This window comes from Mesorhizobium sp. P160187 (assembly GCF_057766425.1).
In genome coordinates this window covers 2,723,112-2,749,852 of the sequence record NZ_JBYMDX010000003.1, presented here as the reverse complement: position 1 = coordinate 2,749,852, position 26,741 = coordinate 2,723,112, and the positions used below count along the sequence as shown (strand labels likewise).

Below are 26,741 nucleotides of genomic sequence, written 5' to 3'. Positions count from 1 at the left end.
GCTCGTGAGGCGCTACCTTATTCTGCCTACTGCCTACTGCCTACTGCCTACCATCACAGCCACCCACTCTTCCGAAATCGCCAATACAAAAACGAGCAGATCAGCGCGATCGAGACCAATACGACGGGATAGCCGTATTGCATCTTCAGTTCCGGCATGTCGTCGAAATTCATGCCGTAAATGCCGGCGAGCGCCGTCGGCACCGCCAGGATCGCCGCCCATGAGGCCAGCTTCTTGGTGTTCGCGGTTTCCTGGCTCTGGCCGACCAGCAGGCTGGCTTCGAAAGCGAACGCCAGAACCTCGCGCAGGCTGTCGATCTTTTCCTGCACGGTCCGGATATGGTCGGTGACATCGCGAAACAGCGGATGCATTGCGGTATGGATCTGCGGCAGTTCGGCGCTGGTCAGCCGGCGGCAGACCTCGACCAGCGGCAGCGCCGCATTGCGCAGGCGCAACAGATCGCGGCGCAGCATGTAGAGCCGCTCGATGTCGGGACCGGTCATCGGCTTCAGCAGCACCCTGTCCTCGATCGCCTCGACCTCGTCCTCGATCTGCTCGAGCACCGGCATGTAGTTGTCGACGATGAAGTCGAGAATGGCGTAGAGGACGAAATCCTCGCCCTTGGCCAGTGAGTGCGGACAGCTTTCCCAGTGCTGGCGCACGGCGGCGTATGAGGTCGAGGGACCATGCCTGACGCTGACGATATAGCCTGAGCCGACGAACAGATGCGTCTCGCCGAAGGTGACGCGTCCGTCGATCAGCTGTGCAGTGCGGGCAACGATGAACAGCGCATCGCCATATTGCTCGATCTTCGGCCGCTGGTGCGGATGTTCGGCGTCTTCAATCGCCAGCTCATGCAAATGGAATTGTGCCTTGACGCGCAGCAGAAGCTCGCGGTCGGGTTCGAGCAGCCCGATCCAGACGACATGGCCCGACTTCTTGGCCCATTCACCGGCTTCCTCGATCGGAATGTCGGCGATCCGCTTGCCGGCGGTGTAGACGCTCGACGCGATGATGCCGGACGATGCCGGCGCCGGCTTGAACTCTCGGACATATTCCATCGCAGCCTCCTGAGCGCCTGGCCTTGGCCAGGAACCGAGACGCTAACATCCGGGCAGTTTAGCGCAATATGATTAAGCGTTCGAGGGGCGCGCGATCACTTCACCGGCAGCGCCGGCAGGGCAACCTTGTCGGTCTTGTCGCCCTTTGGACGCTCGGCCGGCAACTGCTCGCCGGTGACGATGTAGTAGATCGTCTCGGCAATGTTGGTGGCGTGGTCGCCGATGCGCTCGATGTTCTTGGCGCAAAACAGCAGATGCGTGCACGGCGTGATGTTGCGCGGATCTTCCATCATGTAGGTCAAAAGCTCGCGAAACAGCGAGGTGTACATGGCGTCGATCTGGTCGTCGCGGTCGCGAACGAAGCCTATTTTCTCGACCGAGCGCGAGGCATAGACGTCGAGCACTTCCTTGAGCTGGGTCAAAGCGAGTTCGGCCAGCGCCTCGAGGCCGCGAAACAGGCTGGTCGGCTGGCGGCCGTCAATGACGCTGACCACACGCTTGGCGACGTTCTTGGCGAGGTCACCGACCCGTTCGAGGTCGGCCGAAATGCGGATGGCGCCGACGATCTCGCGCAGATCCGTCGCCATGGGCTGGCGCTTGGCGATGATGACGATGGCTTTGTCGTCGATTTCGCGCTGGCCATCGTCAAGCACGATGTCGTCGCGGATGACCTTCTGGGCGAGGCCGGGATCGGCATTGACCAGCGCCTGGATCGCCTGCTCGACCATGCGCTCGGCATGGCCGCCCATCGCAGCGATGCGCTTCGCCAGGTATTTCAGCTCTTCGTCATAGGCGCTGACAATGTGTACGGACTGCATGGGCGAAATGCCTTCCTTAAATCTTTGGCCTTTTGCGTCGTTTCCTCGACCCCTGTGCTGATACGCTAGCCGGATGACAGAAAGAAGAAACAGGCAGTTAGCAGATAGTACCGCCTCAGCCTGCCGGCAAATGGACCGTGAACGCCGCGCCCTTGCCAACCTCCGACTTGATCGAAAGCCGGGCGTTGTGGCGCGTCAGAATATGCTTGACGATGGACAGGCCAAGACCGGTGCCTTTCTGGGTGCGGCTGCTCTCCACGTCGACGCGATAGAAGCGCTCGGTAATGCGCGGTATGTGCTCTTCCGGGATGCCCGGGCCATAGTCCCTGATGGTGACATCGATGCCCGGTTCCGGGCCGGCCTCGCCCCGCGCGATCGACACCGTGACGCGTCCGCCAGGCTGGCCGTATTTGCAGGCGTTTTCCAAGAGATTCTCGAACACCTGGAACAGCTCGTCGCGGTCTCCGGGCACGTCGAGCGGCCCCTCGGCGTAGTCGCGTTCGATGACGACGCCGTTCTCGCTGGCGAGCGGGCCCAGTGAATCGATGACGCTGTCGATGGTCTGGCGCAGATCGACCTCGGTTCCCGGCCTCAGGTAAGGCTTCATTTCAAGCCTCGACAGCGACAGGAGATCGTCGATGAGGCGCGCCATGCGGCCGGTCTGGTTCTGCATGATCTGCAGGAACTGCTCGCGCGCCGCCGGATCGTTGCGGGCCGGGCCGCGCAACGTCTCGATGAAGCCCGAGATCGAAGCAAGCGGGGTGCGCAACTCGTGGCTGGCATTGGCTATGAAGTCAGCGCGCATGCGGTCGATGCGGCGCGTCTCACTCTGGTCCTTGAATACCAGCACATAGAGATCGGTGGCGTGGCCGACCGAGGACGCGCTGACCCGGTAGGCGCGTTCCACCGGCAGCTTCTCGGTGTAGTCGACGGCATCGGAGGCGACGGCTCCCGACAGTACGCCGTCCAGCAATGCCTGCATTTCCGGGGCGCGGAATTTCAGCGACAGCGACAGGCCGGGCGCGATGCCGCCAAAGGCGGCATAGGCGGCGGCATTGGCGTGGACGATGGTGGCGGTGCGGTCGAAGATGATCAGCGGATCGGCAACGGCAGCCGCAAGATATTCGCCGGAAAGCCGCTGCAGCCCGCTCGCCTCGACCGTGGTAATGGTCTCAGCAGACCGGCTGGCGCCACCGGTTGGCAGAAGCGCGGCGGCCAGCAGCACCGTCAACGCAGCCAGGACAACATAGGCGGAGATACCGGCAAACCCATAAACGGCCATGATGGCGATCGCACCGGCGGCAAGCAGCCATCGGCTGTTCCACAGCCGGCCGGCGACGGCCTGCCCCGTGGTTGTCCGCTCTGCGCCGGTGTCAGCCATTCGTGCTTTCCGTGCTTCTGCGCCGGTCCCGCCGAAACTTCCGCTGGACCGGGTTTGAGGCCCCCCATAGCATGAGTCCGCAAGCTGGAAAGGTTCGTCTCGATGAAAAAAGCCAAGGAAAGTCCCGCCGCAGAGCCGGCAAAGGGGCCGCTGAAGATCAAGGTGGACGGCAAGGAGCGGGAGTTCGACATCGAAAACCCCGAGCTTCCCAGCTGGATCGAGGACCACAAACTGACCGCAGGCGACTACCCCTACGACAAGAAAATGAAGAGCGAGGAGTATGACGAGACTCTGGAGCGGCTGCAGATCGAACTGGTCAAGGCGCAGGCCTGGCTGCAGGCGACCGGCAGCAGACTGATGTCGCTGTTCGAGGGGCGCGATGCCGCCGGCAAGGGCGGCACCATCTCGGTGCTGCGCCAGTATCTCAATCCTCGAACCGCGCGCAACGTGGCGCTGACCAAGCCGACCCCGACCGAAGTCGGGCAATGGTACTACCAGCGCTACGTCGCCCATTTCCCGACATCGGGCGAATTCGTCACCTTCGACCGGTCCTGGTACAACCGCGGCGGCGTCGAGCCGGTGATGGGCTTCTGCACACCGGAACAGCATGCAAAATTCCTCGACGAGACGCCGCATTTCGAGCGGATGATCTCCAATGAGGGCATCTATTTCTTCAAATTCTGGCTCAACATCGGCCGCGAGACCCAGCTCGAACGGTTTCACGACCGCCGCTGGTCGCCGCTGAAGAACTGGAAGTTCTCGCCGATCGATATTGCCGGCATCACCAAATGGGACGACTACACCAAGGCGCGCGACCAGATGGTCGAGCGCACGCACAAACAGTTCGCGCCCTGGATCATCGTGCGGGCCAATGACAAGCGACGCTCGCGGCTGGCCGTCATGCGGCGCATCCTGTTGTCACTGCCCTATGATGGGCGCGATCTCGACGCCATCGGCAAGGAAGATAAGAAGATCGTCGGCGAAGGGCCGTCGTTTCTCGAGAAGTAGAGACTGGCCTCGATAGGCAGAGGCTGAAATTACAGAGCCCACCCCCACACGGAGGTGGGCTCTGTGGCCATTGTCTAAAGCGCATCGCATTTGAACGGATTCACGCGACGCGCTTTAGGTCTTTGTTTCATGCATGTCGTTCTCTCAAAACCGGGGCCACTTTGAGCGACATGCATTAAAGCGCGTCGGGTGAAGACAGTCTCACGACGCCTGCCGCATGCCGAGCATGTGGGGGGTGCCCCTGGCCAACACCGGGGCGTGATGGTTGCGGCGCGAGCGCACGACATCCAGCGTATGCTCGTTGAAGGTCAGCAGTGTGGCGACGACCTGCTGGTTGCCATAGGTGCGCTGGTAACCGAGCGGCGTCGCCAGGAAGTGCAACTGCAGCGTCCGCAGCACCCACACCGGCTCGACCTCGATAATGACCTGATCGACATTGCGAGCAAGGCCCCATTCGACGAAGCCGGCGATCAGTTCGGTGCCGACCGTAGACACGCCGCGCTTGCCATCGCGAAAGCCTGGCGCCACCGCGTAACGGGTTAGCTCCCAGACATTCGGTCCCGAAGGGCGCTTTCCCTCGCAGAGTTCCGGCATCACATCGCTAAGGAGATGCGGCCGTGTGGTCGGCAGCATCCGATGATAGCCTGCAAGCTCGCCATTGCGTATGACAAGGTGGTGTTCGGCCTCATCATGGTCGAATTGATCGATTTCGAGGCCGTCCGGGCGATCGAGATCGGTCCACCGCATCTCATCGACGAAGACCTTGTGACGCAGGCGATGGACGGCCTCCCATAGGTCGGGACGTTCCATCAGTTGTTGAGTGGTAAGGGAAAATAGCATTAGCCGTCTCCTGGGCTTAAGAGGAAGATACGGCCGGGCTTTCCCGAAAAAATTGCGCGAAGGTGTTGGCAAGGATTTCCAGGCTGCCACAGCCGACATGGCTAATATAGCTGCGTCTAAACGCCTCCGCGATGGCGTGCACCCTGTTGGCGACGCCGAGTCTGCTTTTGGCGTTAAGAAAGCATTAGCCGTCTCAAGAGGACGACAGGGGCCGGTCTTTTCTGAAGATATGACGCCAACAATGCGGCCATAAATTTCGGGCCGCCAGAACCGGCCTAGCTGATATAGCCGTGCCTGACTGCTTCGGCGACTGCCTGCACACGGTTGGCGGCGCCTAGTTTGCTCTTGGCGTTGAGAAGGTGTTTCTCAGAGGTATGCTCCGAGATGCCGAGGATCTGCGAAATCTCCCACTCGGATTTTCCGACCGCCGCCCATTGCAGGCATTCGCGCTCGCGCGGCGTCAATTCAATGTGATCGATAGATTTGCCGGCCGTCGTTTGAAGCTGCATGGCGCGGCCGATGGCATAGGTGGAGGCCAGCGAGACCATTGCGAATTCGGCTTCGGACAGTTCGACCGCCTCACCGCCCAGCGAGACCAGCGCGATCTGGCCTTCGAGCGTGATCAGCGGGAAGGCGAGGCCGTCACGCAGCTTGAACTGGCGGGCGTCGCGCATTACCTCGGCGCTGCTCTTGTCGGCGGGCATGCTTTGAACGGCATCGCGCCATTGGAATGGCGCCCGAAACTGCTTCAAATGGCTGACGACCGGATCGTGGTCGACGTAGTTGCGCGATAAGTAACGCTCCAGCCATTCGCTAGGCCAATCGCAGAGCAGCACATGGTCCTTCGTCTGGCTGCTTGGTGTACCGGGCTGCGGCACCGTTGCGGCTATCAGGGCCGTCAATCCGAAATTCGAGGTGACACTAAGTAGCTGCTCGCACACCGCAGCCGACGTGTCGGCACGCTGCACCCGGTCAATATATTCAAGTGTCCGGTCAAAATAACCCATCGCAACATCTACCCCATGTTGCCTACCGCTCTTGAGACCGATGCTACGTGCCTGCCCCGCACTTAGCCATCAACCCCGGATTGCAAAGCCACATCCTTAGCTTTTCTAACGCCAGCGACCGCCAACCCCGGGCCGACTCTGTGCGGCTATTTGCAACCTCGCCAAAGCATAACCCGAAATTTGCCCTTTGAAATCAAAAACAATTGTGCCTGCGCCGTTTTCGTATCACAAGCCAACGGCCAAGACGGGCGGAGTTTTTTGTGACATCACGCTGGATAACCATCGCCTTGCTGTCGATGCTGATCGGAGTGCAGCCGTTTGCCGGCGCTGTGCGGGCAGCGGAACCGCAGGTGCCGGTGCTTTGGGATGCCAAGGAGCGGCTGCCGAAGCCGGACCTTGCGGCGCTGCCGAGGCTCAGGTTCCTCACCACAACCGATTTCCCGCCCTTCAATTTTCTCGACGGCACGGGCCGACTGTCCGGCTTCCACATCGACCTGGCGCGGGCGATTTGCGCCGAACTCGACATCGCCGACAAATGCCAGATCCAGGCGCTGCCCTGGGCCGAACTCGACGACGCGTTGCAGAAGGGCGAAGGCGAGGCGATCATCGCCGGCATCGCCGCAACGCCGGAGACGCGGGCGAAGTACAGCTTTTCGCGCTCCTATCTACAGTTTCCGGCGCGCTTCATCATGCCGAAGACCAAGGCCTTCGCCGAGCCGATCCTCGACAAATTGCGCTCGAAGCGGGTCGGCGTGCTGGCCGGCTCGGCGCATGAAAAGATGCTGCGCGATTATTTCGGCACCGTGCAGATCATCCGCTTTCAACGGCCGGAAGACCTCTACAGCGACTTGAAGAGCGCCAAGATCGATGCCGCCTTCGGCGACGGCATGCGCTTTTCCTTCTGGCTGGGCGGCACGGACGCCGCCGGTTGCTGCCGCTTCGCCGGTGGACCCTACCTGGCGCCGGAATATCTGGGGTCCGGCATGACCATTGCCACCCGGGCCAGCGACCCAGCGCTGGCCGCAGCCATGGACTACGCGCTGCAGGAGATATCGGTGAAAGGCACCTTCGCCGAATTCTACCTGCGCTATTTCCCGGTCAGCTTTTTCTGATCCGGTCCCGGTCAGCTTCCTCTAGGGGCTGGATCAGGTCAGCGTGCGCAGGCGGGCCTTCGCCCCGCGCGCGATGGCTGCGGCGGTCAGCGTGTCGAGATCGAGCTCACGCCGGATCAACTGCAGCACCCGCAATTCCTCCATGCGCATTTCGAGATCGACGGCGGCAACTTCGAAGGCGGCGGCATAAGCGGTGTCGCGCAACCGCTCGGGCAAAGTCTCGGCGACACGCTCGAGCACGCCTTCCAATCCATCCTTTTCATGCAGCATCTTCTGGCAGTCCTGCGCAATGGCGATCAGCCTGTCCTGCTTGAAATCCTCGAACACCGGCCAGCTGCGGACGACGTCGCCGATGCGCGCCAGTTCGATATCGGTCATGTTGCGATCGGAAGCCGAGGTGATGACCATCAGGTAGATCAGGGCTTCATGGGTGGACGGCAACGGCATTCAAAACTCCTTGATAGTGAGGGTCGAAGGTAGGGACGCCACGGCGCCGTCGCAACGAAAACGCCTGATATCGTTGACGCTCCGCCCTGTCGCGCCTAGAGACCCGGTTGAAAAATCTTACCAGCCGCGAAGCCGGCCCATGACTGGAACTTTGACATGACGGGATCAAACATCGCCGATCTCAACCCCGAAATGCTTGCGGCAGCCGCCGAAAGCAAGGCCTGGCCGTTCGAGGAAGCCAAAAAGATCATCGAGCGCTACAAAGGCGGCGACTTTCCCGAGACCGTCCTGTTCGAGACCGGCTACGGCCCGTCGGGTCTGCCGCATATCGGCACGTTCGGCGAGGTCGCGCGCACCTCGATGGTGCGCCATGCCTTTCACGTGCTGACCGGGAACAAGGTCAAGACCAAGCTGCTCTGCTTCTCCGACGACATGGACGGCATGCGCAAGATCCCCGACAATGTGCCGGATCGCGCAGCCCTCGAGCCTTATCTTCATATGCCGCTTTCGTCGGTGCCCAATCCGTTCGGCGGCGACTATGCGAGCTTTGCCGACCACAACAACGCGATGCTGTGCCGCTTCCTCGACACGTTCGGCTTCGACTACGGATTCGCCAGCGCCACGCAGTACTACAAGGCCGGCCGTTTCGATGCGATGCTGGTGTGCGCCGCCGAGCGCTACGAGCAGATCATGGCGGTGATGCTGCCGACGCTGGGGCCGGAGCGGCAGGCAACCTACAGCCCGTTCCTGCCGATCTCGCCGAAGAGCGGGCGCGTGCTCTACGTGCCGATGAAGCATGTCGACGCCAAGGCCGGCACCATCACCTTCGACGATGAGGGCACCGAGACCACACTTTCGGTGACCGGCGGGAAGGTCAAGCTGCAGTGGAAGCCGGATTTCGGCATGCGCTGGGCAGCGCTCGACGTCGATTTCGAAATGTTCGGCAAGGACCACCAGACGAACGCGGTGATCTACGACCGCATCTGCAACATTCTCGGCGGGCGCGCGCCCGAGCATTTCGTCTACGAACTGTTCCTGGACGAGAACGGCCAGAAGATCTCGAAGTCGAAGGGCAACGGGCTGACCATCGACGAATGGCTGCGCTACGCGCCGACCGAAAGCCTCGGCCTCTATATGTATCAGCGGCCAAGGCAGGCGAAAAAGCTCTATTTCGACGTCATCCCACGCGCCGTCGACGAGTACTACACCTTCCTCAACGCCTATCCGCGCCAGGACTGGAAGGAGCGGCTGGGCAATCCGGTCTGGCACATGCATGACGGCAAGCCGCCTTCCATCGACATGCCGGTGCCGTTCTCGCTGCTGCTCAACCTGGTCAGCGCCTCCAACGCGCAAAACAAGGATGTGCTGTGGGGCTTCATCTCGCGCCATGCATCTGGCGTGACGCCGGCGACGCATCCCGAACTCGACCAGCTGGTCGGTTTCGCCATCCGCTACTTCGACGATTTCGTGAAGCCGACGAAGACCTTCCGGCCGGCCGACGATGTCGAACGCGTGGCGCTGGAAGCGCTTGGCAACGCGCTTGCTGGCCTGCCGGCCGGCGCCGACGGCGAAGCGATCCAGAACGCTTCGCTCAACGTGGCGCGCAAGATCGAACGCTATCAGGACCATTCGAAGAAGAGCCCGGACGGCGGCCCTGGTGTCTCGGGCGCTTTCTTCCAGATGATCTACCAGGTGCTGATCGGCCAGGAACGCGGACCGCGCTTCGGTTCGTTCGCAGCCCTCTACGGCATCGCCGAAACCCGCGCGCTCATTGAGCGGGCGCTGGCTGGTCAGCTGGCGGCGTAATTTCCGTCCCGGCCGGCGGCGTGTCTATCGCCGGGGCATCGAGGATCGGTTGCGACGCCGTCGGTGCCGCAACAGGCGTTGGCGCCGGTGGCAGGCCGCCAAGATCGGGCGCGGCGCCGAAGACGCCCTTCTTGGCGGCGCGCGCCTTGTCGCCCGCTTCGACATAGGGGCCGCCTGCCGTGGCGCGCGCCCAGCCGTTTTCGACCAGCCACTGGCCGACATCCAGCTTGCCGATGCGGCATTCGGCGGCGATCAGCGCACGGTCGGCCTCCGGCGGCACCTTGCAGGCAACGGCCCGGCCGCGCAGGAAAGACCGGAACTCGGTACGCGCCCTGATACCGCAAGCCCAGGACTTGCCGCCCTCGGTGCAGGTCTCGTCTTGCCTGACGATGTCGATGCCGGAGACCGTCACGGAATTACCATTGGCTTCGATCAGGCCGGCGGCGGCCGCGACCGGCTGGAACAGTTTTGTTCCTCCCCAGTCGTCGACCGCTCTGCGCCCACGCGGCTTGGGCGGCCCGGCCAGCGCCAGGTCGCTCAGCGGCGCGCGTGGCTCAACCCGTTCAAGTTCTTCTACCAGCAGCGGCGGCGGAGCGATGGCCTCGGGATCGATCGCCCTCGAATGCACCTGAGGCGAGTGCATCGGAGGCTTGACGGGCTGGACCTCGGGGATCGCCGACGTCGCCGGCTCCTCGGGCACGGCCTCGGTGTCCGGGTCGATCTGGTCGACAGTAATGGCGGGGCCGTCGCGATGCAGCGCGCGACCGCCGGCGACGACAATGGCGACCATCACCGGGATCGCCAGGAGGGCTATGAGGATTTGAAGCAGACGCACCGCGAGACCTACTGGCTTGCCCAGACGATCCGCGCCACCCATTCGACATCGCGCATCGCGATGTCGCGGTCCGGATGGTCGGGGTTGAGCGAAATCAGCACGATCGATTTCGTCGTCTGGCGGTCGAGCACCTTGGCCATGACTTCGCCGGCATTGGTCTTGACGACGACGCGGTCGCCCTTGCGGGTAGCGGCGCCCGGCTCGACGATCAGCACATCGCCATTGCGGTAGAGCGGCAGCATGGAATCGCCCTGCACCTTCAACGCATAGGAGGTTTCGGTCGCCCGTGCCGGAAGCTCGACAAGGTCCCAGCCCTGGCCTGAGGGATAGCCGGCATCATCGAAGAAGCCGCCGGCGCCGGCCTGGGCGAAGCCGAGCAGCGGCACCGCCGAACGCTGCGGGGCTAACGAGCCCGAAGCTGTCCCGGCGCGGCCTTCGACCAGTCCGGTGAATTCGTCGAGCGAAGCGCCGGTCGCCTCGATGATCTTGGCCAGCGATTCGGTCGACGGCCAGCGCGGCCGCCCATCCGAGGACAGCCGCTTCGACTTGTTGAAAGCGGTGGAGTCCAGACCAGCTCGCCGGGCCAGGCCGGAGGCCGACAACGAATAGCGCTCGGCGAGAGCGTCGATGGCTGCCCAAACTCGGTCATGCGAGAGCAATTCGCTCTCCTCAAAACAGGAAAAAATACCTTTTCCTTCTAACGCGCGGTTATCCGATTGTCCACCGGCGCGCGGCCCGATCTCTCAAAAAGCTGCGTGCGGCGAAGTCGTCATGGATGCCTCAAACTGCCTTGGGCAGGCTGCGCAATCCCTGGTGGGAGGTCATGCAAACCCGCTCGGCCTCGGTCGGCGGTCGCGGTTGAACGGAGCGGGCAAGCGTCCTATTGGACGCGCCAAGGACGCTGTAGCATTTTGATTTGGCGCATGATCCTTTCCGAAAATCGATTCCGATTTTCGGGGTCATGCGCGAGGTCGGCGAGCATCATGTAGCGGGCGTTGTTGAGATGGAGGTTGAAGTCGATGTCGGCAGGCAGCGAAAAGCCAGCCGACTTTCGCTGCCGACCGCGTAAGGGCCACGGCGCCTTGTCGTGGCCATCATGCAAGCAAGGCGCCCTCAGACGTACATGGGGCGCTAGCTCAAGCGGCCTTCTTCACCTCGCCTTTCGCATAGGGATCGAAGCGCTGGTAGAAGGTCTCGCCCTTCTCGGCCAGGTCGAGCAGCAGCTTTGGCGCCTTGAACTCGGCGCCGTATTTCTTCTGCAGGCCTTTGGCTATTCTGACGAACTCCCTGGCGCCGATGCCGTCGATATAGGACAGCGCGCCGCCGGTGAATGGCGCGAAACCAAAGGCGAGGATCGACCCGAGATCGGCCTCGCGCGGATCGGTGACGATGCCTTCCTCCATCACCCGGGCCGCTTCCAGCGCAATGGTGACCAGCAGGCGCTGCTGCAGTTCCTCATAATCGACCTTCTCGGCCTCCAGCTGCGGATAGAGATCCTTCAGGCCCGGCCACAGCTTCTTCCTGGCGGGCTTGGCGGGATAGTCGTAAAAACCCTTGCCGTTTTTGCGGCCGAAGCGGCCATGGGTGTCGACCAGCGTGTTGATCAGCGCCATCTGCCTGGGGTCGACAGACTTGTCCCCGAGGTCCCTGATGTTCTGCTTCATGATCTTCTGGGCAAGGTCGATCGCCGTCTCGTCGGTCAGCGCCAGCGGGCCGACCGGCATGCCGGCGGCCTTGGCGGCGTTCTCGATCATCGGCGCCGGAACGCCTTCGATCAGCATCTTGTAGGCTTCCGACATGTAACGCAGCACGCAGCGGTTGACGTAGAAGCCGCGCGTGTCGTTGACGACGATCGGCGTCTTCTTGATGGCGCGCACGAAATCGATCGCGGTGGCCAGCGCCTTGTCGCCGGTCTTCTTGCCCAGGATGATCTCGACCAGCATCATCTTGTCGACCGGCGAGAAGAAGTGGATGCCGACGAAATTCTTCGGCCGCGCCGAATTCTTGGCCAGTGCAGTGATCGGGATGGTCGAGGTGTTGGAGGCGAAGACCGCTGACGATTTCAGCACGGCTTCGGCCTGCTCGGTGGCAGTCTTCTTGACGGCCGAATCCTCGAACACCGCCTCGACCACCAGATCGCAGCCGGCGAGATCGGCATAGTCGGCCGTCGGCGTGATCAGCGACAGAAGTCTGTCCTTCTCCTCGGGCTTGGCGCGGCCCTTCTTGACCTGATCGGAGATCAGGCTGTCGGAATGCGCCTTGCCCTTTTCGGCCGACGCCATGTCGCGGTCGAGCAGGACGACCGGGATGCCGGCCTTGGCGGTGACAAAGGCGATGCCGGCACCCATGAAGCCGGCGCCGAGAATACCGATCTTTTTGAACTTGGTCTCCGGCACGCCGGCCGGACGGCGGGCGCCCTTGTTGAGCTCCTGCAGCGAGACGAACAGCGAGCGGATCATCGCTGCTGCTTCCTTGGACTGCATGATTTCGGTGAAATAGCGCTGTTCGATCCGCAGACCGGTGTCGAACGGCACCAGCAGGCCTTCATAGACGCATTTCAGGATCGCCGCGGCGGCCGGATAATTGCCGTAGGTCTCGCGGCGCAGGATGGCGATGGCCGGCGGCCACAGATTGAAGCCGGCCGGCGTATAGATTTGGCCGCCAGGCAGCTTGAAGCCCTTCTCGTCCCAGGGCTGGACGGCTTTCAGGCCGTTCCTGATCATCGCCTTGGCGGTCTCGATCAGCTTGCCGGGTTCGGCGATCTCGTGGATCAGCCCCATCGCCTTGGCTTTCTGCGGCGACAGCGTCTGGCCGGTGGTCAGCATCTGCAACGCCTGCTGCTGGTCGGTCAGGCGCGGCACGCGTTGGGTGCCACCGGCGCCGGGGAAGATGCCGACCTTGACTTCCGGCAAGGCCATCTTGACCTTTTCGGAGTCAGCGGCAACGCGGCCATGACAGGCCAGCGACAGCTCGAACGCGCCACCCATGCAGGTGCCGTTGATCGCCGAGACCCAAGGCTTGCCCGACGTTTCGAGCTTGCGCCACAAGCCACCCATGCGGCCGGCATTGTCGAACAAAAGCTGTGCCGCCTTCTCCGGGCCCTTGGTCTTCTCCTTGGCAAATACGGCCAGCATCTTCTGCAGCATGGTCAGGTCGGCGCCGCCGGAGAAGCTGTCCTTTCCCGAGGTGATCACCGCGCCCTTGATGGCGGCGTCGGCCACCACCTGGTCGATGATCTTCTCGAGCTCGTTCATCACCTCTTCGGTGAAGACGTTCATCGAGCGGTCCGGCATGTTCCAGGTGACCAGCGCGATGCCGTCTGCGTCGGTGTCGACCGTGAAGTTTGTATAAGTCATGTCTCTCTCCTTCCGGCCGAAAATCAGACGCGTTCGATAATCGTTGCGGTGCCCATGCCGGCGCCGATGCAGAGCGTCACCAGAGCGGTGTTCAAATCGCGGCGCTCGAGCTCGTCCAGCACCGTGCCCAGGATCATCGCGCCGGTGGCGCCGAGCGGATGGCCCATGGCGATAGCGCCGCCATTGACGTTGATCTTGTCGTGCGGGATTTCGAATGCCTGCATGTAGCGCAGCACCACTGAGGCGAAGGCCTCGTTGAGCTCGAACAGGTCGATATCCGACAGCTTCATCTTGGCGCGCTTCAGAAGCTTCTCGGTGACGTCGACCGGACCGGTAAGCATCAGCACCGGCTCGGAGCCGATGTTGGCAAAGGCGCGGATGCGGGCGCGTGGCTTCAGGCCCATCGTCTTGCCGGCCTTCTTCGAGCCGAGCAGTACGGCGGCCGCACCATCGACGATGCCGGACGAGTTGCCGGCATGGTGGACGTGGTTGACCTCTTCCACCTCAGGGTGCTTCTGCACGGCGACCGCGTCGAAGCCGCCCATTTCGCCAGGCATGACGAAGGACGGGTTGAGCGAGGCCAGCGACTGCATGTCGGTCGACGGCCGCATATGCTCGTCATGATCGAGGATGGTGAGGCCGTTCTGGTCCTTGATCGGTATGACGGAGTTCTTGAAACGGCCATCGGCCCAGGCCTTGCCGGCGCGCTTCTGGCTCTCGACCGCATAGGCATCGACGTCGTCGCGCGAAAAACCATATTTGGTGGCGATCAAATCGGCCGATATGCCTTGCGGCACGAACCAGCCGGGCAGGCCGACGGACGGGTCCATGAACCAGGCGCCGCCCGAGGCGCCCATGCCGACGCGCGACATCGATTCCACGCCGCCTGCAATGACGATCTCGTCGGCGCCTTGAGCGATCTTGGCGGCGCCGAAATTGATGGCGTCGAGGCCTGAGGCGCAGAAGCGCGAGATCTGCATGCCCGGCGCCTTGTTGTCGTAGCCGGCCTCGAAGGCGGCGGCACGCGGAATGACGGAGCCGGCTTCGCCGACCGGATCGACGCAGCCGAAGATGATGTCGTCGACGTTTGCAGTGTCGAGGCCGTTGCGGTCGCGCAACGCTTCAAGCGTCCTGGCCGCAAGCCGCACCGCCGGCACCTCGTGCAGCGAGCCATCCTTCTTGCCCTTGCCGCGCGGTGTGCGCACGGCGTCATAGACATAAGCTTCAGCCATTTGCTTGCTCCTTGCTTTGCCGACGTCGCTCTCAGAGAGAGCGGCCGATCAGCAATTTCATGATCTCGTTGGTGCCGCCGTAGATGCGCTGGACGCGGGCGTCGCGGAACATGCGGGCGATCGGATATTCATTCATGTAGCCATAGCCGCCATGCAATTGAAGGCATTCGTCGACGACTTTTCCCTGCAGGTCCGAGAGCCAGTATTTCGCCATAGACGCCGCCACCGGATCGAGGCCGCCATTGATGTGGCGGGTGACGCAATCATTGTAGAAGACGCGGCCGATGGTGGCCTCGGTCTTCAGTTCGGCGAGCTTGAACTGGGTGTTCTGGAACTCGATGATCGCCTTGCCGAAGGCCTTGCGATCCTTGACGTAGTCGATGGTCAGCGCCAGGGCGCGTTCGATCATGGCGATCGCGCCGGTGCCGATCTGCAGGCGCTCCTGCGGCAATTGCTGCATCAGCTGGATGAAGCCCTGTCCCTCTTCGTGGCCAAGCAGGTTCGAGGTCGGCACGCGCATATCATTGAAGAACAGCTCCGACGTGTCGTTGGCCTTCAGGCCGATCTTGTCGAGGTTGCGGCCGCGTTCGAAGCCTTCGGCCTCGTCGGTCTCGACGACGATCAGCGAGGTGCCCTTGGCGCCTTTGGCCGGATCGGTCTTGGTGACGACGATGATGAAATTGGCCAGTTGGCCATTGGTGATGAAGGTTTTCGAACCGTTGATCTTGTACTGGTTGCCGTCCTTCTCGGCGCGCGTCTTGACGCCTTGCAGGTCGGAGCCGGCGCCCGGCTCGGTCATGGCGATGGCGCCGATCAGTTCGCCGGTCGCCAGTTTCGGCAGCCATTTCTTCTTCTGCTCTTCCGAGCCGTAGTGAAGGATGTAAGGAGCAACGATCGCGTTGTGGAGACCGATGCCGAAACCGTCGACGCCGACATGGCCAATTGCCTCGATGATGGCGCTCTCATGCGCGAAGGTGCCGCCGGAGCCGCCATATTCCTCCGGCATCGAGGCGCAGAGCAGGCCGGCGGAACCTGCCTTGCGCCAGCTCTCGCGGTCGACCATCTCGTTCTTCTCGAACTCGTCGTAGCGCGGCGCGATCTCTTCCGACATGAAGCGATGCGCCATGTCGTAGAGCATGCCGACTTCGTCCGCCGCCCAGGCTGGCTTCGGCAAAGAGAGCACTTCTGATGGATTTGTCATGCCGTTTCTCCCGCGCCAACGTCCCCCTCCCCCTTGAGGGGAGGGTGGCCGCGAAGCGGTCGGGTGGGGTCGCCGATGACGTGCTCGACCTTATCTTCGGAATTGACGCGGGTTTGGGGCATTGCGATCATCTCCTACCAAAGCGCCAACCAGCCGGCGCACTGCACGCAGGACCCCTCCCGGCCCTTCGGGCCACCCTCCCCTCAAGGGGAGGGGGACGCCGGCCATTTCTAGAACGCTTCCGCAGGCAGCGCCATTAGCGTGTCCGCACCACTGGAAATGCGGGCGAGATGTGCCGATGTCTCGGGCATGATCCGCTCCATGAAGAAGCGCGCCGTCACCACCTTGTTGTCGTAGAACGACTGCGAACCGTTGGCGCCGGTCTTGCCGAGCGCGGCCTTGGCCATCTGCGCCCACATGTAGCCCAGCGCGACCAGGCCGAAGAGATGCATGTAATCGGTCGACGCGGCGCCGGCATTGTCGGGCTTGGCCATGCCGTTCTGCACCAGCCACATGGTCGCCGCCTGCAGATCGTTGAGGCCCTTCTTCAGCGCCTTGGTGAAAGGCGCCAGCTTCTCGTCGGCGCGGTTCTCCTCGCAGAACTCGCCGACGTCCTTGAAGAAGGCCTGCACGGCGCGACCGCCATTCAGACCAAGCTTGCGGCCGACGAGGTCGAGCGCCTGGATGCCGTTGGCGCCTTCATAGATCATGGCGATGCGGGCATCGCGCACGAACTGGCTCATGCCGTGCTCTTCGATGTAGCCGTGGCCCCCGAACACCTGCTGCGCCATGACTGCATGGTCAAAACCCTTGTCGGTGAGCACGCCCTTGATCACCGGCGTCAGCAGGCCGGTATAGTCGTCGGCCGCCTGGCGATCCTTGTCGTCGGCGGAGCGGTGGGCGATGTCGGACTTGATCGCCGTCCACAGCGCCAGCGCGCGGCCGGCCTCGTTGAAGGCCTTCATGGTCATCAGCGAGCGGCGGATGTCGGGATGGACGATGATCGGATCGGCTTGTCTGTCCGGCGCCTTGGCGCCAGACAGCGAGCGGCCCTGCAGCCGGTCCTTGGCGTAGGAGACCGCGTTCTGGTAAGCGATCTCGGACAGCGACAGGCCCTGCAGGCCGACGCCGAGCCGGGCTTCGTTCATCATCGTGAACATCGCCTTCAGGCCGCCATTGGCCTCACCGAGCAGCGTGCCTTCGGCCTCGTCATAATTCATGACGCAAGTCGAATTGCCGTGTATGCCCATCTTCTCCTCGATCGACCCGCAGGAGAGCGTGTTCTTCTCGCCCGGATTGCCCGAGGCATCGAGCTTCAGCTTTGGCACGATGAACAGCGAGATGCCCTTCACGCCTGCCGGCGCGCCTTCGATGCGGGCCAACACGAGATGGACGATGTTTTCCGACATGTCGTGCTCGCCGGCCGAGATGAAGATCTTCTGGCCTGAGATCTTGTAGGTGCCGTTGCCGTTCGGCACCGCCTTGGTGCGCAGCAGGCCGAGATCGGTGCCGCAATGCGGCTCGGTCAGGTTCATGGTACCGGTCCAGGACCCCTCGACCAGCTTCGGCAGCCATGTCGCCTTCTGTTCGTCGGTGCCGTGTGTGATGATCGCAGCGATAGCGCCTTGCGTCAGGCCGGGATACATCATCAGCGCCATGTTGGCCGAAACCATGTATTCGGCAACCGCGGTGTGCACGGCATAGGGCAGCCCCTGGCCGCCGAACTCGACGGGCGCCGCCAGTCCCATCCAGCCGCCTTCGCGATACTGGTCGTAGGCTTCCTTGAAGCCCTTCGGCGTCGTCACCGAGCCGTCCTCATGGCGCACGCAGCCTTCCATGTCACCGACGCGGTTCAGAGGATGCATAACGTTTTCGGCGAGCTTGGCGCCTTCGGCGAGGATCGCCTCGACAACGTCGGGCGTCGCGTCGGCAAATCCGGGAAGGTTGGAGTAGCGCTGATAACCCAGCACCTCGTTGAGCACGAACAGCGTGTCCTGGACCGGCGCCCTGTAGATCGGCATGTGTTTCCTCCACCATGCGGGTCTTGGCCGCGAGATCGAGCCCCGAAACATGAGGTTGGGGCGGCATGCGGGCCAATGTTGAAAGCGGGATAGCAAAAATTGACGTTTGCGTAAACGTCAATTTTGTCGCCGGGACAAAATTTACCTATGCCAGCCTATCGGCACGAGCGGTGCATGGCTTTGTGCAAAGCGAGGGGGGTCAAACAAAAAGAGCCGCGCGGGCGGCCGCGCGGCTCTTAAGTTCAAAGCTTTCGCCGGGAGCTGCGGAGCAAAATCAGCTGGCGGCGCTGGCCGGGGCCGAACGCTCGGACAGCATCTGGCGCACGGCCGACATCGAGCCGCTCAACTCGTTGATGGCGTCGTCGATCAGCGCGCGCTGCTTCTGCAGGCGGGCAAGCTGCTTCTCCGACTTGTCGAGAGCCAGCCGCAGCTGCTTGGTGTTGGATCCCGTCGGATCGTAGAGATCCATCATCTGCTTGACGTCGCGTAGCGAGAACCCGACCTTGCGGCCGAGCAGGATCAGCTTCAGCCGCGCCTTGTCGCGACGCGTGTATAGCCGCGTCGCCCCATCGCGCTTTGGATTGAGCAGGCCCTTGTCTTCATAGAAACGCAGCGTGCGCAGCGTCACGCCGTATTTCTTGGCCATCTCGCCGATGCGCACGAGCTCCTCACTGGCTTCGGCAGACATATTGTTGGTGTTGGCCGCGGCTTCGCCGGGCGAAACAAGTTTCATAGTCACTGGCTTTCCCCTGTCGTGGCATCGCGGTCTCGGACCTTGCAACGCCTGAGTGGAAGCGGGGGCATGCTTCCAGTCGTGGTTTCAACTAATTCATCGCAAAAGGCACGAACGGCGCCTCTCTTACGTTTACGTCAATTCTATATCGATAGCCGCCGCATGACGCAAGGGCGTTCTGGGATTGCGAAACCTTATGCCGCACCCCCGGCGCCGGGTCCGAACGGGCACCGTCTGTATTTCAGCAATGCCGTAACTTCTTAAGCTTGGTTAACACCTTGTTTACCACGATGGGTGAAATGTGCGGATGTCGGTCACCCGTGTTTATCCTGTAGCGAATTTTTCACGGTTTTTCGGAGAGCGGGCCTGGCCCGGGAAGCTCGTCTTCCGCCGCAGCAGTGCCGCGCGGCCGCCTTCGTTCCCGACAAGGACTTGGGAAACTGGCAGCAAGCCGGCCATTCTGAAAAACGGACGCATCGATGAACAGCAAGCGGTCCTATCTCGATACACTCAACGCCGGCAGGCCGCGCAGGCCGAACACCACGCTCGATGAATTGAACCGCTCGCTGGAAACGCTGGAGCAGCGGCTGGAGCGCAAGCGCGAGGACGCCGCCGAGCGCTTCGATCCGCGCCGGCCCGCCCCGGAGCCGCGCTACGCAAGCGCCCAGCCCTACGCCCCGCCGCGCTGGTACGAGGACCCGCAGCCCACGCCGCGGCCGAAAGGCGCGGCGCCGGCCGGCTTCGACCAGAACTATCAGGCGATCGCCCGCGACATCGACCGCGTGCGCGGCCAGGAAGACAGCGTCGCCGTGGTCGGCAAGATCGCCGGCGAATTGCGTGGCCTGCGCGAGGAACTGCGCCATCAGATGACGGCCGGCCTGCAGCGCGAATTCGCCGCGTTGCGCAAGGACATCGAACGGGCCTTCCAGGCGAGCAACCAATCGGGTGGTCAGGCAGGCGGCTTGCCCGGCAAGGGCAGCGCCGAACTCGGCGTCGAATTCGAGCGGCTGTCCGGCGCCATCCAGACGCTGGCCGAGAAGAGCGACGACCGAAGCGTCAACATGCTGCGGCTCGAGCTCGAGCAGGTAAAGACGGCGCTCGACACATTGGCGCGCGAGGAAAGCGTGCTGAAGGTCGACCGCCGCTGGGACGATTTCGACCGCCGCTGGAGCGCGTTCGAGGACCGTGTCGACGCCGACCAGCGCAACCGCGCCGACGGCCCCGGATTTTCGGCCCTGACCGACCGGCTCGAACAGATCAGCAATGCGGTCCACAATCTGCCGGAATCGCTGTCGCTGCGCTCGATGGAAGAAAAGGTCCGCACGCTTGCCGGCGCCGTCGATCATTTCGTCAGCCAGCAGAGCAACCGCGGCGGCGACACGCTTGGCCTGATCGACGAACGGCTCGATGAGATTTCGCGCGCCATCGTCGCCTCGACCGTCGCCGCACAGGCCAATTCCTTCGACCCCGAACCGTTCGAGCGCATCGAGAAGCGGATCGCCTCGCTGGCGCAGCAGATCGAGGAAGTCGTGCAGGTTCGTCCGAGCGGCGAGGTTCTCGACCGTCTCAGCACGCTGTCGAACAGGGTCGACGAGCTTGCCGGCCGCGCCAATCTGCCGGAACAGGCGATGGAGCGCCTCGGCAAGCAGATCGCGATGATCGCCGACAAGATCGACCGCGCCCCGGCCATGCCCGACGCCGACTATATCTTCCAGGGTCTGGAACAGCGCTTCGACGTGCTGTCGGGCATGATGGAACGCCGGCAGGGCGACGCCATCGAACAGGGCAACATGCTGTTTCGCGATCTCGAGCGGCGGCTGGACGAGGTTGCCGACCGGCTGGACCAGCGTCAGCCGCAGGCTGACAGCGCCGGCATCATGGACGCCATCGACGCACGCTTCACCGCACTCGCCCAACGCATGGAGACGCGCATTCCCGATCCTGCCAACGAGGCGGCGATCCGCGGCCTGGAAAGCCGGCTCGAAGACATTTCAAGCCGGCTGGAATCGTCGGCCGCGCAGGTCGCCGGCATCGATCCGGCACTGATCCGCAGCCTCGAGGCGCAGGTCTCCGGCCTGTCGGCTCACCTGTCGAAGCCCGGCACGCCGCTGCCGGAATTCGAGGACATCAGCCCGCGTCTCAACGAAATCGAGAAGTCGCTGGCTGGAACCCGCGAATCCATCATGGGCGCGGCACGCGAAGCGGCCGAGAGCGCCGTGCGCTCGCTGGCAGATTCCAACGCCAACACCGCGGCCGTTACCGGCCTTGCCCAGGATCTGAAGACGCTGGAAGCGCTGACGCGTCGTTCGGACGAGCGCAATTCACGGACATTCGAGGCTATCCACGACACGTTGCTCAAGATCGTCGATCGTCTGGGCTCGCTGGAGACCAGCGAACCGGCCGAGGCGGTGAGCGAGCTTCTGGATGCCCAGGCCGAGCCGGCGCGGCGGGCCCGCGATGCACGCGCCTCCAAGATTTCGGTGCAGGACGCGCCGTCGATGGATATCGACCAGCCGCTGCCGCTGACCGGAGACATGGCCGATCTCGACGGCCGCGCCGCCGCCATCATGCGCAGCGAGCCGGATATGCGCGCCGACCCGGGTACGCGTAGCGACCCGGTCATGGGCAGCGAACCCGTGCGGCGCTCGCCAGCCGAGGCTGCCGCGGCCGCTGCCCAGGCAGCGCTCGGTTCCGACAGGATTGCCGAGAAAGGCGAAGCCACGGCCAAGACGTCGCTGTTCGGTGGATTGGCGCGCGCCTTCAGGGGCAAGAAGCCGGCTGACATGCCGCCGCTTGCCGGCTCGGGGCCCAATGTCGACATGCCGAGCGTCGATCTCGACGAGCCGCTCGATCCGAAGCTCGCCAACCGACCGTTGGAGCCGGGCTCCGGCGCGCCCGACCTCAACGCCATCATGAAGCGCGTACGCGACGAACGTGGCCCACCGGTGCGCCAAAACTCCGGCGATGCATCGAAATCCGACTTCATTGCCGCTGCCAGGCGCGCGGCGCAGGCTGCGGCCGCCGAGGCCGACGCGCTGAAACGCCAGTCCACCATGAAGGGCCCGGTCAAGGCGCTTCGTATCGGCGACCTGCTCAAGGCGCGGCGCAAGCCGATACTGATGGGAGCGGTCGCGATCATGCTGGCGCTTGCCGGCCTGCAACTCGGCAAGGCCTTCTTCGCCGACCCGGTCGAGGTCGCAAGCAACGATACAGCGCCGATCGTCGCCTCGCAGCCGGTCGAGACTGCTTCGGTCAACGCTGCCAGCCAACCCAAGGCAGACGCGCAGGTGGCCGTGCAGGACGCGCCGGCCCGGACCGTCAGGCAGGCGGAGCCCACGGAACCGGCAGTTGGCAACGATGCGCCAATGAATGCGGCCTCGATCGCCGAGCCCGAAATGCCGGCCGTGGAACCCGCGCCAGCGCCGATGGCTCTGGCCGATCCGGCCCCCGCGCCAAATGCAATGCTGCCGACGACCGCCACTGCGGAACCGGCGGCTGCTGACGCGCAGCCTGCGGCCGCCGTCATGGCGCCCTCGGCCTCGGATACGACGGCCTCGGATACTACCGGCGCCGTTCCGCCGGCTGATGCCGCGGTAGCACCTGTCGTGGCCAAGATAGACGTTCCGGCCGATGCCGGCCCGCAAGCCTTGCGCGACGCGGCTGCCGGCGGTGACGCCAAGGCGCTGTTCGAGCTCGGTTCGCGCTATGCTGAATCGCGCGGCGTCAAGGAAGACATGGCGGCAGCGGCCAAATGGTACGAAAAATCGGCCGAGCTCGGCTTCGCACCGGCGGAATACCGCATCGGCAATTTCTACGAGAAGGGCATCGGCGTCACGCGCAACGTCAAGAAGGCAAAGACCTTCTACCAGCTCGCCGCCGCGCAGGGTAATGCCAGCGCCATGCACAATCTGGCCGTTCTGTTTGCCATGGCCGCCGACGGCGTGACCGACAATGAATCGGCCGCGCACTGGTTTCAGGCGGCGGCCGATGTCGGCGTCAAGGACAGCCAATTCAATCTCGGCATCCTGGCGGCAAAGGGCGTCGGCATGAAGCAGAGCCTGGAGGAATCCTACAAATGGTTCGCGCTCGTCGCCAAGACCGGCGACAAGGATGCGGCTGCAAAGCGCGACGAGGTCGCCACTGCGCTGCGCCCCGAACAGCTGGAGCGGGCGCGCGCCGCCACGGAACTGTGGAAGCCGAAGCCGCTCGACCCGGCGTCCAACTCGGCCGACATTCCTGAATCCTGGCAGGAAGGCACGCCGCAGACCACCGCCAGCGTCGACATGAAGAAGGCGGTCAAGAACATCCAGCTCATCCTCAACAAGAACGGCTACGATGCCGGCGGCGCCGATGGCGTGATGGGCGGCAAGACCAAGACCGCAATCATGGCTTTCCAGACCGACAACAAGATGCAGGCGACCGGCGAAATCGACGAAAAGCTGGTGAAGGCGCTGCTGGCGCACAAATAACGGCAGATGCGTCGCTAACGCGACGCCCTTGCCATACATTTGCCTGTTAACTGCTTGAGATGTTTTTTGTTTCGGTAGGGCGGCGGGGTTTGATCCCACTGCCCCGGCGGTGCAAGAAAGAATTGGCTTTTCGGTGCGACAATGCCCTGGAATGGCTGCAATCGCCGACAGGCAAACTGATCGAGACTGACGGGTGGGCATCTATCTCCCGATCGCGGAAATTTCCGTCAACGTCTTCGTGCTGCTGGCAATGGGCGCGGCGGTGGGTTTCCTGTCGGGCATGTTCGGGGTCGGTGGCGGCTTTCTGATCACGCCGCTCTTGATCTTCTACAACATCCCGCCGGCAATCGCCGTCGCTACCGGCGCCAACCAGGTTATCGCCTCCTCCTTCTCCGGCGCGCTGTCGCACATGAAGCGCGGCACGCTCGACTTCAAGCTCGGCGGGGTGCTGCTGGCCGGCGGCATCGTCGGCTCGACCGGCGGTATCTTTGTCTTTGCCTTCCTGCGTCGGCTCGGCCAGCTCGATTTGTTTATCTCACTGCTTTACGTCGTGCTGCTTGGCACCGTCGGCGGGCTGATGCTGGTCGAGAGCGTCAATGCGCTGCGCGCGACGCGCAGCGGTGCGGCGCCGGTCTTGAAGAAATCCGGCCAGCACAACTGGATCCACCGGCTGCCGCTGAAGATGCGCTTCAGGGCCTCGAAGCTGTTCGTCAGCGTCATTCCGGTGCTGGGGCTCGGCGCCGGCATCGGCTTCCTGTCGTCGATCATGGGTGTCGGCGGCGGCTTCATCATGGTGCCGGCGCTGATCTATCTCTTGAAAGTGCCGACCAACGTCGTCATCGGCACCTCGCTGTTCCAGATCATTTTCACCTCGGCCTACACCACGCTTGTCCACGCCACCACCAACCAGACGGTCGACGTCATGCTTGCCTTCCTGCTGATGGCGGGAGGCGTTGCCGGCGCGCAATATGGCGCCAAGGCAGGACAGAAGCTGCGCGGCGAACAGCTCAGGGCACTGCTGGCGCTGCTGGTGCTGGCGGTTGCCATCCGGCTTGCCATCGATCTCTTCGTCACGCCGCCAAACCTCTATTCGCTGACCGCCGCGGGCCTGAACTGATGCCGCAGTGGGGGATTTTTTCGGCCGCCGCTTTGCTTATCGCCGTCGCTCTGCCGGCCGCAGCGCAATCGCCGAACCCCTTGCCGGAAGGCATCCAGATCGGTCTCTCCACCGACGCCGTGTCGATCACCGCCGGTTTTTCCGGCGCCGACCTGACCATTTTCGGTTCGCTGGAAAATCCCGACCCGCTGGTCGCGCGACAGGGGCGCTACGACGTCATCGTCGTGCTCGAAGGCCCGCCGCGGCCGGTGGTGGTGCGCCGCAAGGACCGCGTGCTCGGCGTCTGGGTCAATCTGGAATCCGAGACCTTCGAGAACGTGCCGGTATCCTACTCCGTCGCCACGACGCGGCCGCTGCAGGACATCACCGAACCCAACAGCTACAAGCAGCTGTCGCTCGGCGCCTCCAACCTTTACATGCAGCCGGCCGAGGTAACCGACAGTCCGGCGACGATCGAGGAATTCACCGTGGCGCTGCGCGAGCGCAAGGCGGCGACCGGCCTCTATAGCGAGAATGTCGGCGGCGTGCAGTTCTTGTCGCAGAACCTGTTTCGCGCCACGGTGCGGCTGGCGCCCAACGTCCCGGTTGGAACCCATAAAGCCCGCGCGTTCCTGTTCAAGAGCGGTCTGTTCCTCAAGGAAAGCTCGGCCCAGCTCGAAATCCGCAAATCGGGCTTCGAACAGTCGATCTTCCGCGTCGCGCATGATTACTCGTTTCTCTACGGCGTCTTCTCCGTGTCGCTGGCCATGATCACCGGCTGGCTGGGCAGGCTGATTTTCCGCAGGGATTGACGCGCAGGACCCATTTCCGGGGAAAAGGGGTTCCCCTTTTCTCAGTCTTGCGATAGACCGCCGCCTCCCAACCCTCGGGTAACACGTACAATCATTCGGCAGAGCGGTCAGGCCTCTGGACGGCGCGCGCCTTGCGGACGCCTGCCACAGCGACGACCCAATGACAGGAGGCTGCAATGCACCAGGCATTTGGCGGCATCGATTTCGGCACGTCCAATTCTACGGTGGGCGTGATCCGCAACGGCCAGGCACGGCTGGTGGCGCTGGAAGGTGAACAGCCGACATTGCCAAGCGCGGTTTTCTTCAACTTCGAGGACGGTCACACCTATTTCGGCCGCCGCGCCATTGCCGACTACACCGATGCCATCGAAGGCCGGCTGATGCGGTCGCTGAAGAGCGTGCTCGGCAGTTCGCTGGCGCATGAGAAGACGCGGATCAAGGCCCGGCAGATCGGTTTCATCGACATTGTCGGCATGTTCGTCGGCCATTTGAAGAAGCGGCTTGAGGAAGATGCCGGCGCTCCGGTGGAGAACGTTGTGCTCGGCCGGCCGGTGCAATTTGTCGACGACGATGTGGAAGCCGATGCCAAGGCGCAAAGCGAGCTTGAAAAGGCGGCGCGCGCGCAAGGCTTCAAGCACATCGCCTTCCAGTTCGAACCGATCGCGGCAGCGCTCGACTATGAGCAGGACGTGAAGCGCGAGGAACTGGCGTTGATCGTCGACATGGGCGGCGGCACGTCCGACTTCTCGATCGTGCGCGTTTCGCCGCAACGCGCCCGCTCACGCGACCGCAAGCACGATATCCTGGCCAACCGCGGCATCCATATCGGCGGCACCGATTTCGACCGGCTGCTCAGCATTGCCCATGTCATGCCCAAGCTCGGCTATCTGACGTCGACAAAAGACGGCAAGCGCAACCTGCCGGCGAGCTATTTCATTGATCTCGCGACGTGGCAACGCATCAACCTCGTTTACACCGCCAAGGCGATGACGCATCTGAGGCAGATCCGCTTCGAGGCCGTCCGCGCCGACCTTGTCGACCGCTTCATCCATATTGTCGAGCACCGTTACGGCCATGCGCTGGCCGGCCTGGTCGAACGAGCCAAGATCGCGCTGACAGATCAGGCTTCGGCTGATGTGACGGTGGCACTGCCCGGCGCACATTTCGCCGCCGAGATCACGCGGACCGGCCTGGAAGAGACCATCGCCGCCGACATCGAGCGGGTGTCCGCTACGGTGCGGCAGACGATTGCCGATGCCGGCATAACGGCGTCTGCGATCACCGCCGTATTCCTCACCGGCGGTTCGACCGCGATCCCGCTGGCACGGCGTGAAATCCTGTCGCTGGTGCCGCAAGCCGCCGTTATCGAGGGCGACATGTTCGGCTCGGTTGGCCTCGGCCTGGCGCTGGATGCGCAGCGGAAGTTCTCCTGAACACATAACTGCGGCTACCCCATAATGACCATAAATACCCAAACGAGGCCGCACCATTTCACCCCGACCCTAG

At 63.2% G+C, this 26,741-nt stretch carries 20 protein-coding genes and 1 pseudogene; 7 read left to right on the top strand and 14 right to left on the bottom strand.

Translation table 11 applies throughout. The features are described from left to right. Positions 1-53 precede the first annotated feature (53 nt). From AC3CCE_RS16650 to AC3CCE_RS16640, 3 genes are all read right to left on the bottom strand, one after another. Positions 54-1,061 carry a magnesium and cobalt transport protein CorA gene (locus AC3CCE_RS16650; protein ID WP_023692534.1) on the bottom strand — a complete coding sequence of 336 codons (1,008 nt, stop codon included), beginning with the start codon at positions 1,059-1,061 and terminating at the stop codon, positions 54-56. A 95-nt stretch (positions 1,062-1,156) separates the two neighbouring features. Further along, positions 1,157-1,879, bottom strand: coding sequence for a phosphate signaling complex protein PhoU (gene phoU, locus AC3CCE_RS16645; protein ID WP_023692535.1), 723 nt, complete (start codon positions 1,877-1,879; stop codon positions 1,157-1,159). Between the two features lie 115 nt (positions 1,880-1,994). Further along, positions 1,995-3,260: an ATP-binding protein gene (locus AC3CCE_RS16640; protein ID WP_352510937.1), complete on the bottom strand. Its 1,266-nt coding sequence runs from the start codon at positions 3,258-3,260 to the stop codon at positions 1,995-1,997. A 102-nt stretch (positions 3,261-3,362) separates the two neighbouring features. Between AC3CCE_RS16640 and ppk2 the strand changes: the two genes are divergently transcribed. Further along, positions 3,363-4,268 (top strand): polyphosphate kinase 2, encoded by a 906-nt coding sequence (ppk2, locus tag AC3CCE_RS16635; RefSeq protein WP_352510938.1) that lies wholly within the window; start codon positions 3,363-3,365, stop codon positions 4,266-4,268. Positions 4,269-4,469: 201 nt separating this feature from the next. Here the strand turns inward: ppk2 and AC3CCE_RS16630 are convergent, their stop codons facing one another. Further along, a complete protein-coding gene (locus AC3CCE_RS16630; RefSeq protein ID WP_023730968.1) occupies positions 4,470-5,108 on the bottom strand; it encodes an acyl-homoserine-lactone synthase in 639 nt (212 codons plus the stop codon). 275 nt (positions 5,109-5,383) lie between these two features. Further along, positions 5,384-6,115 carry a helix-turn-helix transcriptional regulator gene (locus AC3CCE_RS16625; protein ID WP_023669621.1) on the bottom strand — a complete coding sequence of 244 codons (732 nt, stop codon included), beginning with the start codon at positions 6,113-6,115 and terminating at the stop codon, positions 5,384-5,386. Between the two features lie 296 nt (positions 6,116-6,411). Between AC3CCE_RS16625 and AC3CCE_RS16620 the strand changes: the two genes are divergently transcribed. Further along, entirely contained in the window at positions 6,412-7,227 is an 816-nt protein-coding gene (locus tag AC3CCE_RS16620; protein WP_050586840.1) for an ABC transporter substrate-binding protein, read from the top strand. Positions 7,228-7,260: 33 nt separating this feature from the next. Here the strand turns inward: AC3CCE_RS16620 and AC3CCE_RS16615 are convergent, their stop codons facing one another. Continuing rightward, the gene (locus AC3CCE_RS16615) at positions 7,261-7,674 is read right to left on the bottom strand and encodes a tellurite resistance TerB family protein (RefSeq protein ID WP_352510940.1); all 414 of its coding nucleotides are present in this window, start codon (positions 7,672-7,674) and stop codon (positions 7,261-7,263) included. A gap of 156 nt (positions 7,675-7,830) precedes the next feature. Between AC3CCE_RS16615 and AC3CCE_RS16610 the strand changes: the two genes are divergently transcribed. Continuing rightward, positions 7,831-9,480, top strand: a complete 1,650-nt coding sequence (locus AC3CCE_RS16610) for a lysine--tRNA ligase (RefSeq protein ID WP_352623886.1) — start codon at positions 7,831-7,833, stop codon at positions 9,478-9,480. On the opposite strand, the gene AC3CCE_RS16605 is transcribed toward AC3CCE_RS16610, so the two are convergent. From AC3CCE_RS16605 to AC3CCE_RS16570, 8 genes and pseudogenes are all read right to left on the bottom strand, one after another. Further along, positions 9,443-10,315, bottom strand: a complete 873-nt coding sequence (locus tag AC3CCE_RS16605) for a thermonuclease family protein (protein WP_352623888.1) — start codon at positions 10,313-10,315, stop codon at positions 9,443-9,445. The genes AC3CCE_RS16610 and AC3CCE_RS16605 overlap by 38 nt on opposite strands. Positions 10,316-10,323: 8 nt before the next feature. Then, positions 10,324-10,974: a S24 family peptidase gene (locus AC3CCE_RS16600; protein WP_352510943.1), complete on the bottom strand. Its 651-nt coding sequence runs from the start codon at positions 10,972-10,974 to the stop codon at positions 10,324-10,326. Positions 10,975-11,282: 308 nt separating this feature from the next. Further along, positions 11,283-11,413 (bottom strand): annotated as a pseudogene (locus AC3CCE_RS16595) (thioesterase family protein); the annotation flags it as partial. Positions 11,414-11,451: 38 nt separating this feature from the next. Beyond that, entirely contained in the window at positions 11,452-13,671 is a 2,220-nt protein-coding gene (locus tag AC3CCE_RS16590) for a 3-hydroxyacyl-CoA dehydrogenase NAD-binding domain-containing protein (RefSeq protein WP_352623890.1), read from the bottom strand. Between the two features lie 23 nt (positions 13,672-13,694). Then, positions 13,695-14,903: an acetyl-CoA C-acetyltransferase gene (locus AC3CCE_RS16585; protein ID WP_023669613.1), complete on the bottom strand. Its 1,209-nt coding sequence runs from the start codon at positions 14,901-14,903 to the stop codon at positions 13,695-13,697. A gap of 31 nt (positions 14,904-14,934) precedes the next feature. Further along, a complete protein-coding gene (locus AC3CCE_RS16580; RefSeq protein WP_352623892.1) occupies positions 14,935-16,104 on the bottom strand; it encodes an acyl-CoA dehydrogenase family protein in 1,170 nt (389 codons plus the stop codon). 230 nt (positions 16,105-16,334) lie between these two features. Further along, entirely contained in the window at positions 16,335-18,125 is a 1,791-nt protein-coding gene (locus AC3CCE_RS16575) for an acyl-CoA dehydrogenase (RefSeq protein WP_352623894.1), read from the bottom strand. Between the two features lie 274 nt (positions 18,126-18,399). Beyond that, entirely contained in the window at positions 18,400-18,858 is a 459-nt protein-coding gene (locus AC3CCE_RS16570) for a MerR family transcriptional regulator (RefSeq protein ID WP_023669610.1), read from the bottom strand. A gap of 479 nt (positions 18,859-19,337) precedes the next feature. Here AC3CCE_RS16570 and AC3CCE_RS16565 point away from each other — a divergent pair, with 479 nt between their 5' ends. From AC3CCE_RS16565 to AC3CCE_RS16550, 4 genes are all read left to right on the top strand, one after another. Next, positions 19,338-23,327 carry a peptidoglycan-binding protein gene (locus AC3CCE_RS16565; RefSeq protein WP_352623897.1) on the top strand — a complete coding sequence of 1,330 codons (3,990 nt, stop codon included), beginning with the start codon at positions 19,338-19,340 and terminating at the stop codon, positions 23,325-23,327. 193 nt (positions 23,328-23,520) lie between these two features. Next, positions 23,521-24,444 carry a sulfite exporter TauE/SafE family protein gene (locus AC3CCE_RS16560; protein ID WP_023669608.1) on the top strand — a complete coding sequence of 308 codons (924 nt, stop codon included), beginning with the start codon at positions 23,521-23,523 and terminating at the stop codon, positions 24,442-24,444. Beyond that, positions 24,444-25,235 carry a TIGR02186 family protein gene (locus AC3CCE_RS16555; RefSeq protein ID WP_352510949.1) on the top strand — a complete coding sequence of 264 codons (792 nt, stop codon included), beginning with the start codon at positions 24,444-24,446 and terminating at the stop codon, positions 25,233-25,235. Before AC3CCE_RS16560 ends, AC3CCE_RS16555 begins: the two co-directional genes overlap by 1 nt. Before the next feature lie 176 nt (positions 25,236-25,411). Beyond that, positions 25,412-26,668 (top strand): Hsp70 family protein, encoded by a 1,257-nt coding sequence (locus AC3CCE_RS16550; protein WP_352623899.1) that lies wholly within the window; start codon positions 25,412-25,414, stop codon positions 26,666-26,668. Positions 26,669-26,741 lie beyond the last annotated feature (73 nt).

Coding starts and splice junctions, on each gene's coding strand:
- AC3CCE_RS16570 (WP_023669610.1), bottom strand. CDS start 18,858: ATGAAACTTGTTTCGCCCGGCGAAGCCGCGGCCAACACCAACAATATG.
- AC3CCE_RS16585 (WP_023669613.1), bottom strand. CDS start 14,903: ATGGCTGAAGCTTATGTCTATGACGCCGTGCGCACACCGCGCGGCAAG.
- AC3CCE_RS16610 (WP_352623886.1), top strand. CDS start 7,831: ATGACGGGATCAAACATCGCCGATCTCAACCCCGAAATGCTTGCGGCA.
- AC3CCE_RS16620 (WP_050586840.1), top strand. CDS start 6,412: ATGCTGATCGGAGTGCAGCCGTTTGCCGGCGCTGTGCGGGCAGCGGAA.
- AC3CCE_RS16630 (WP_023730968.1), bottom strand. CDS start 5,108: ATGCTATTTTCCCTTACCACTCAACAACTGATGGAACGTCCCGACCTA.
- AC3CCE_RS16640 (WP_352510937.1), bottom strand. CDS start 3,260: ATGGCTGACACCGGCGCAGAGCGGACAACCACGGGGCAGGCCGTCGCC.
- ppk2 (WP_352510938.1), top strand. CDS start 3,363: ATGAAAAAAGCCAAGGAAAGTCCCGCCGCAGAGCCGGCAAAGGGGCCG.
- AC3CCE_RS16555 (WP_352510949.1), top strand. CDS start 24,444: ATGCCGCAGTGGGGGATTTTTTCGGCCGCCGCTTTGCTTATCGCCGTC.
- AC3CCE_RS16625 (WP_023669621.1), bottom strand. CDS start 6,115: ATGGGTTATTTTGACCGGACACTTGAATATATTGACCGGGTGCAGCGT.
- AC3CCE_RS16650 (WP_023692534.1), bottom strand. CDS start 1,061: ATGGAATATGTCCGAGAGTTCAAGCCGGCGCCGGCATCGTCCGGCATC.
- AC3CCE_RS16575 (WP_352623894.1), bottom strand. CDS start 18,125: ATGCCGATCTACAGGGCGCCGGTCCAGGACACGCTGTTCGTGCTCAAC.
- AC3CCE_RS16550 (WP_352623899.1), top strand. CDS start 25,412: ATGCACCAGGCATTTGGCGGCATCGATTTCGGCACGTCCAATTCTACG.
- AC3CCE_RS16615 (WP_352510940.1), bottom strand. CDS start 7,674: ATGCCGTTGCCGTCCACCCATGAAGCCCTGATCTACCTGATGGTCATC.
- phoU (WP_023692535.1), bottom strand. CDS start 1,879: ATGCAGTCCGTACACATTGTCAGCGCCTATGACGAAGAGCTGAAATAC.
- AC3CCE_RS16580 (WP_352623892.1), bottom strand. CDS start 16,104: ATGACAAATCCATCAGAAGTGCTCTCTTTGCCGAAGCCAGCCTGGGCG.
- AC3CCE_RS16565 (WP_352623897.1), top strand. CDS start 19,338: ATGAACAGCAAGCGGTCCTATCTCGATACACTCAACGCCGGCAGGCCG.
- AC3CCE_RS16590 (WP_352623890.1), bottom strand. CDS start 13,671: ATGACTTATACAAACTTCACGGTCGACACCGACGCAGACGGCATCGCG.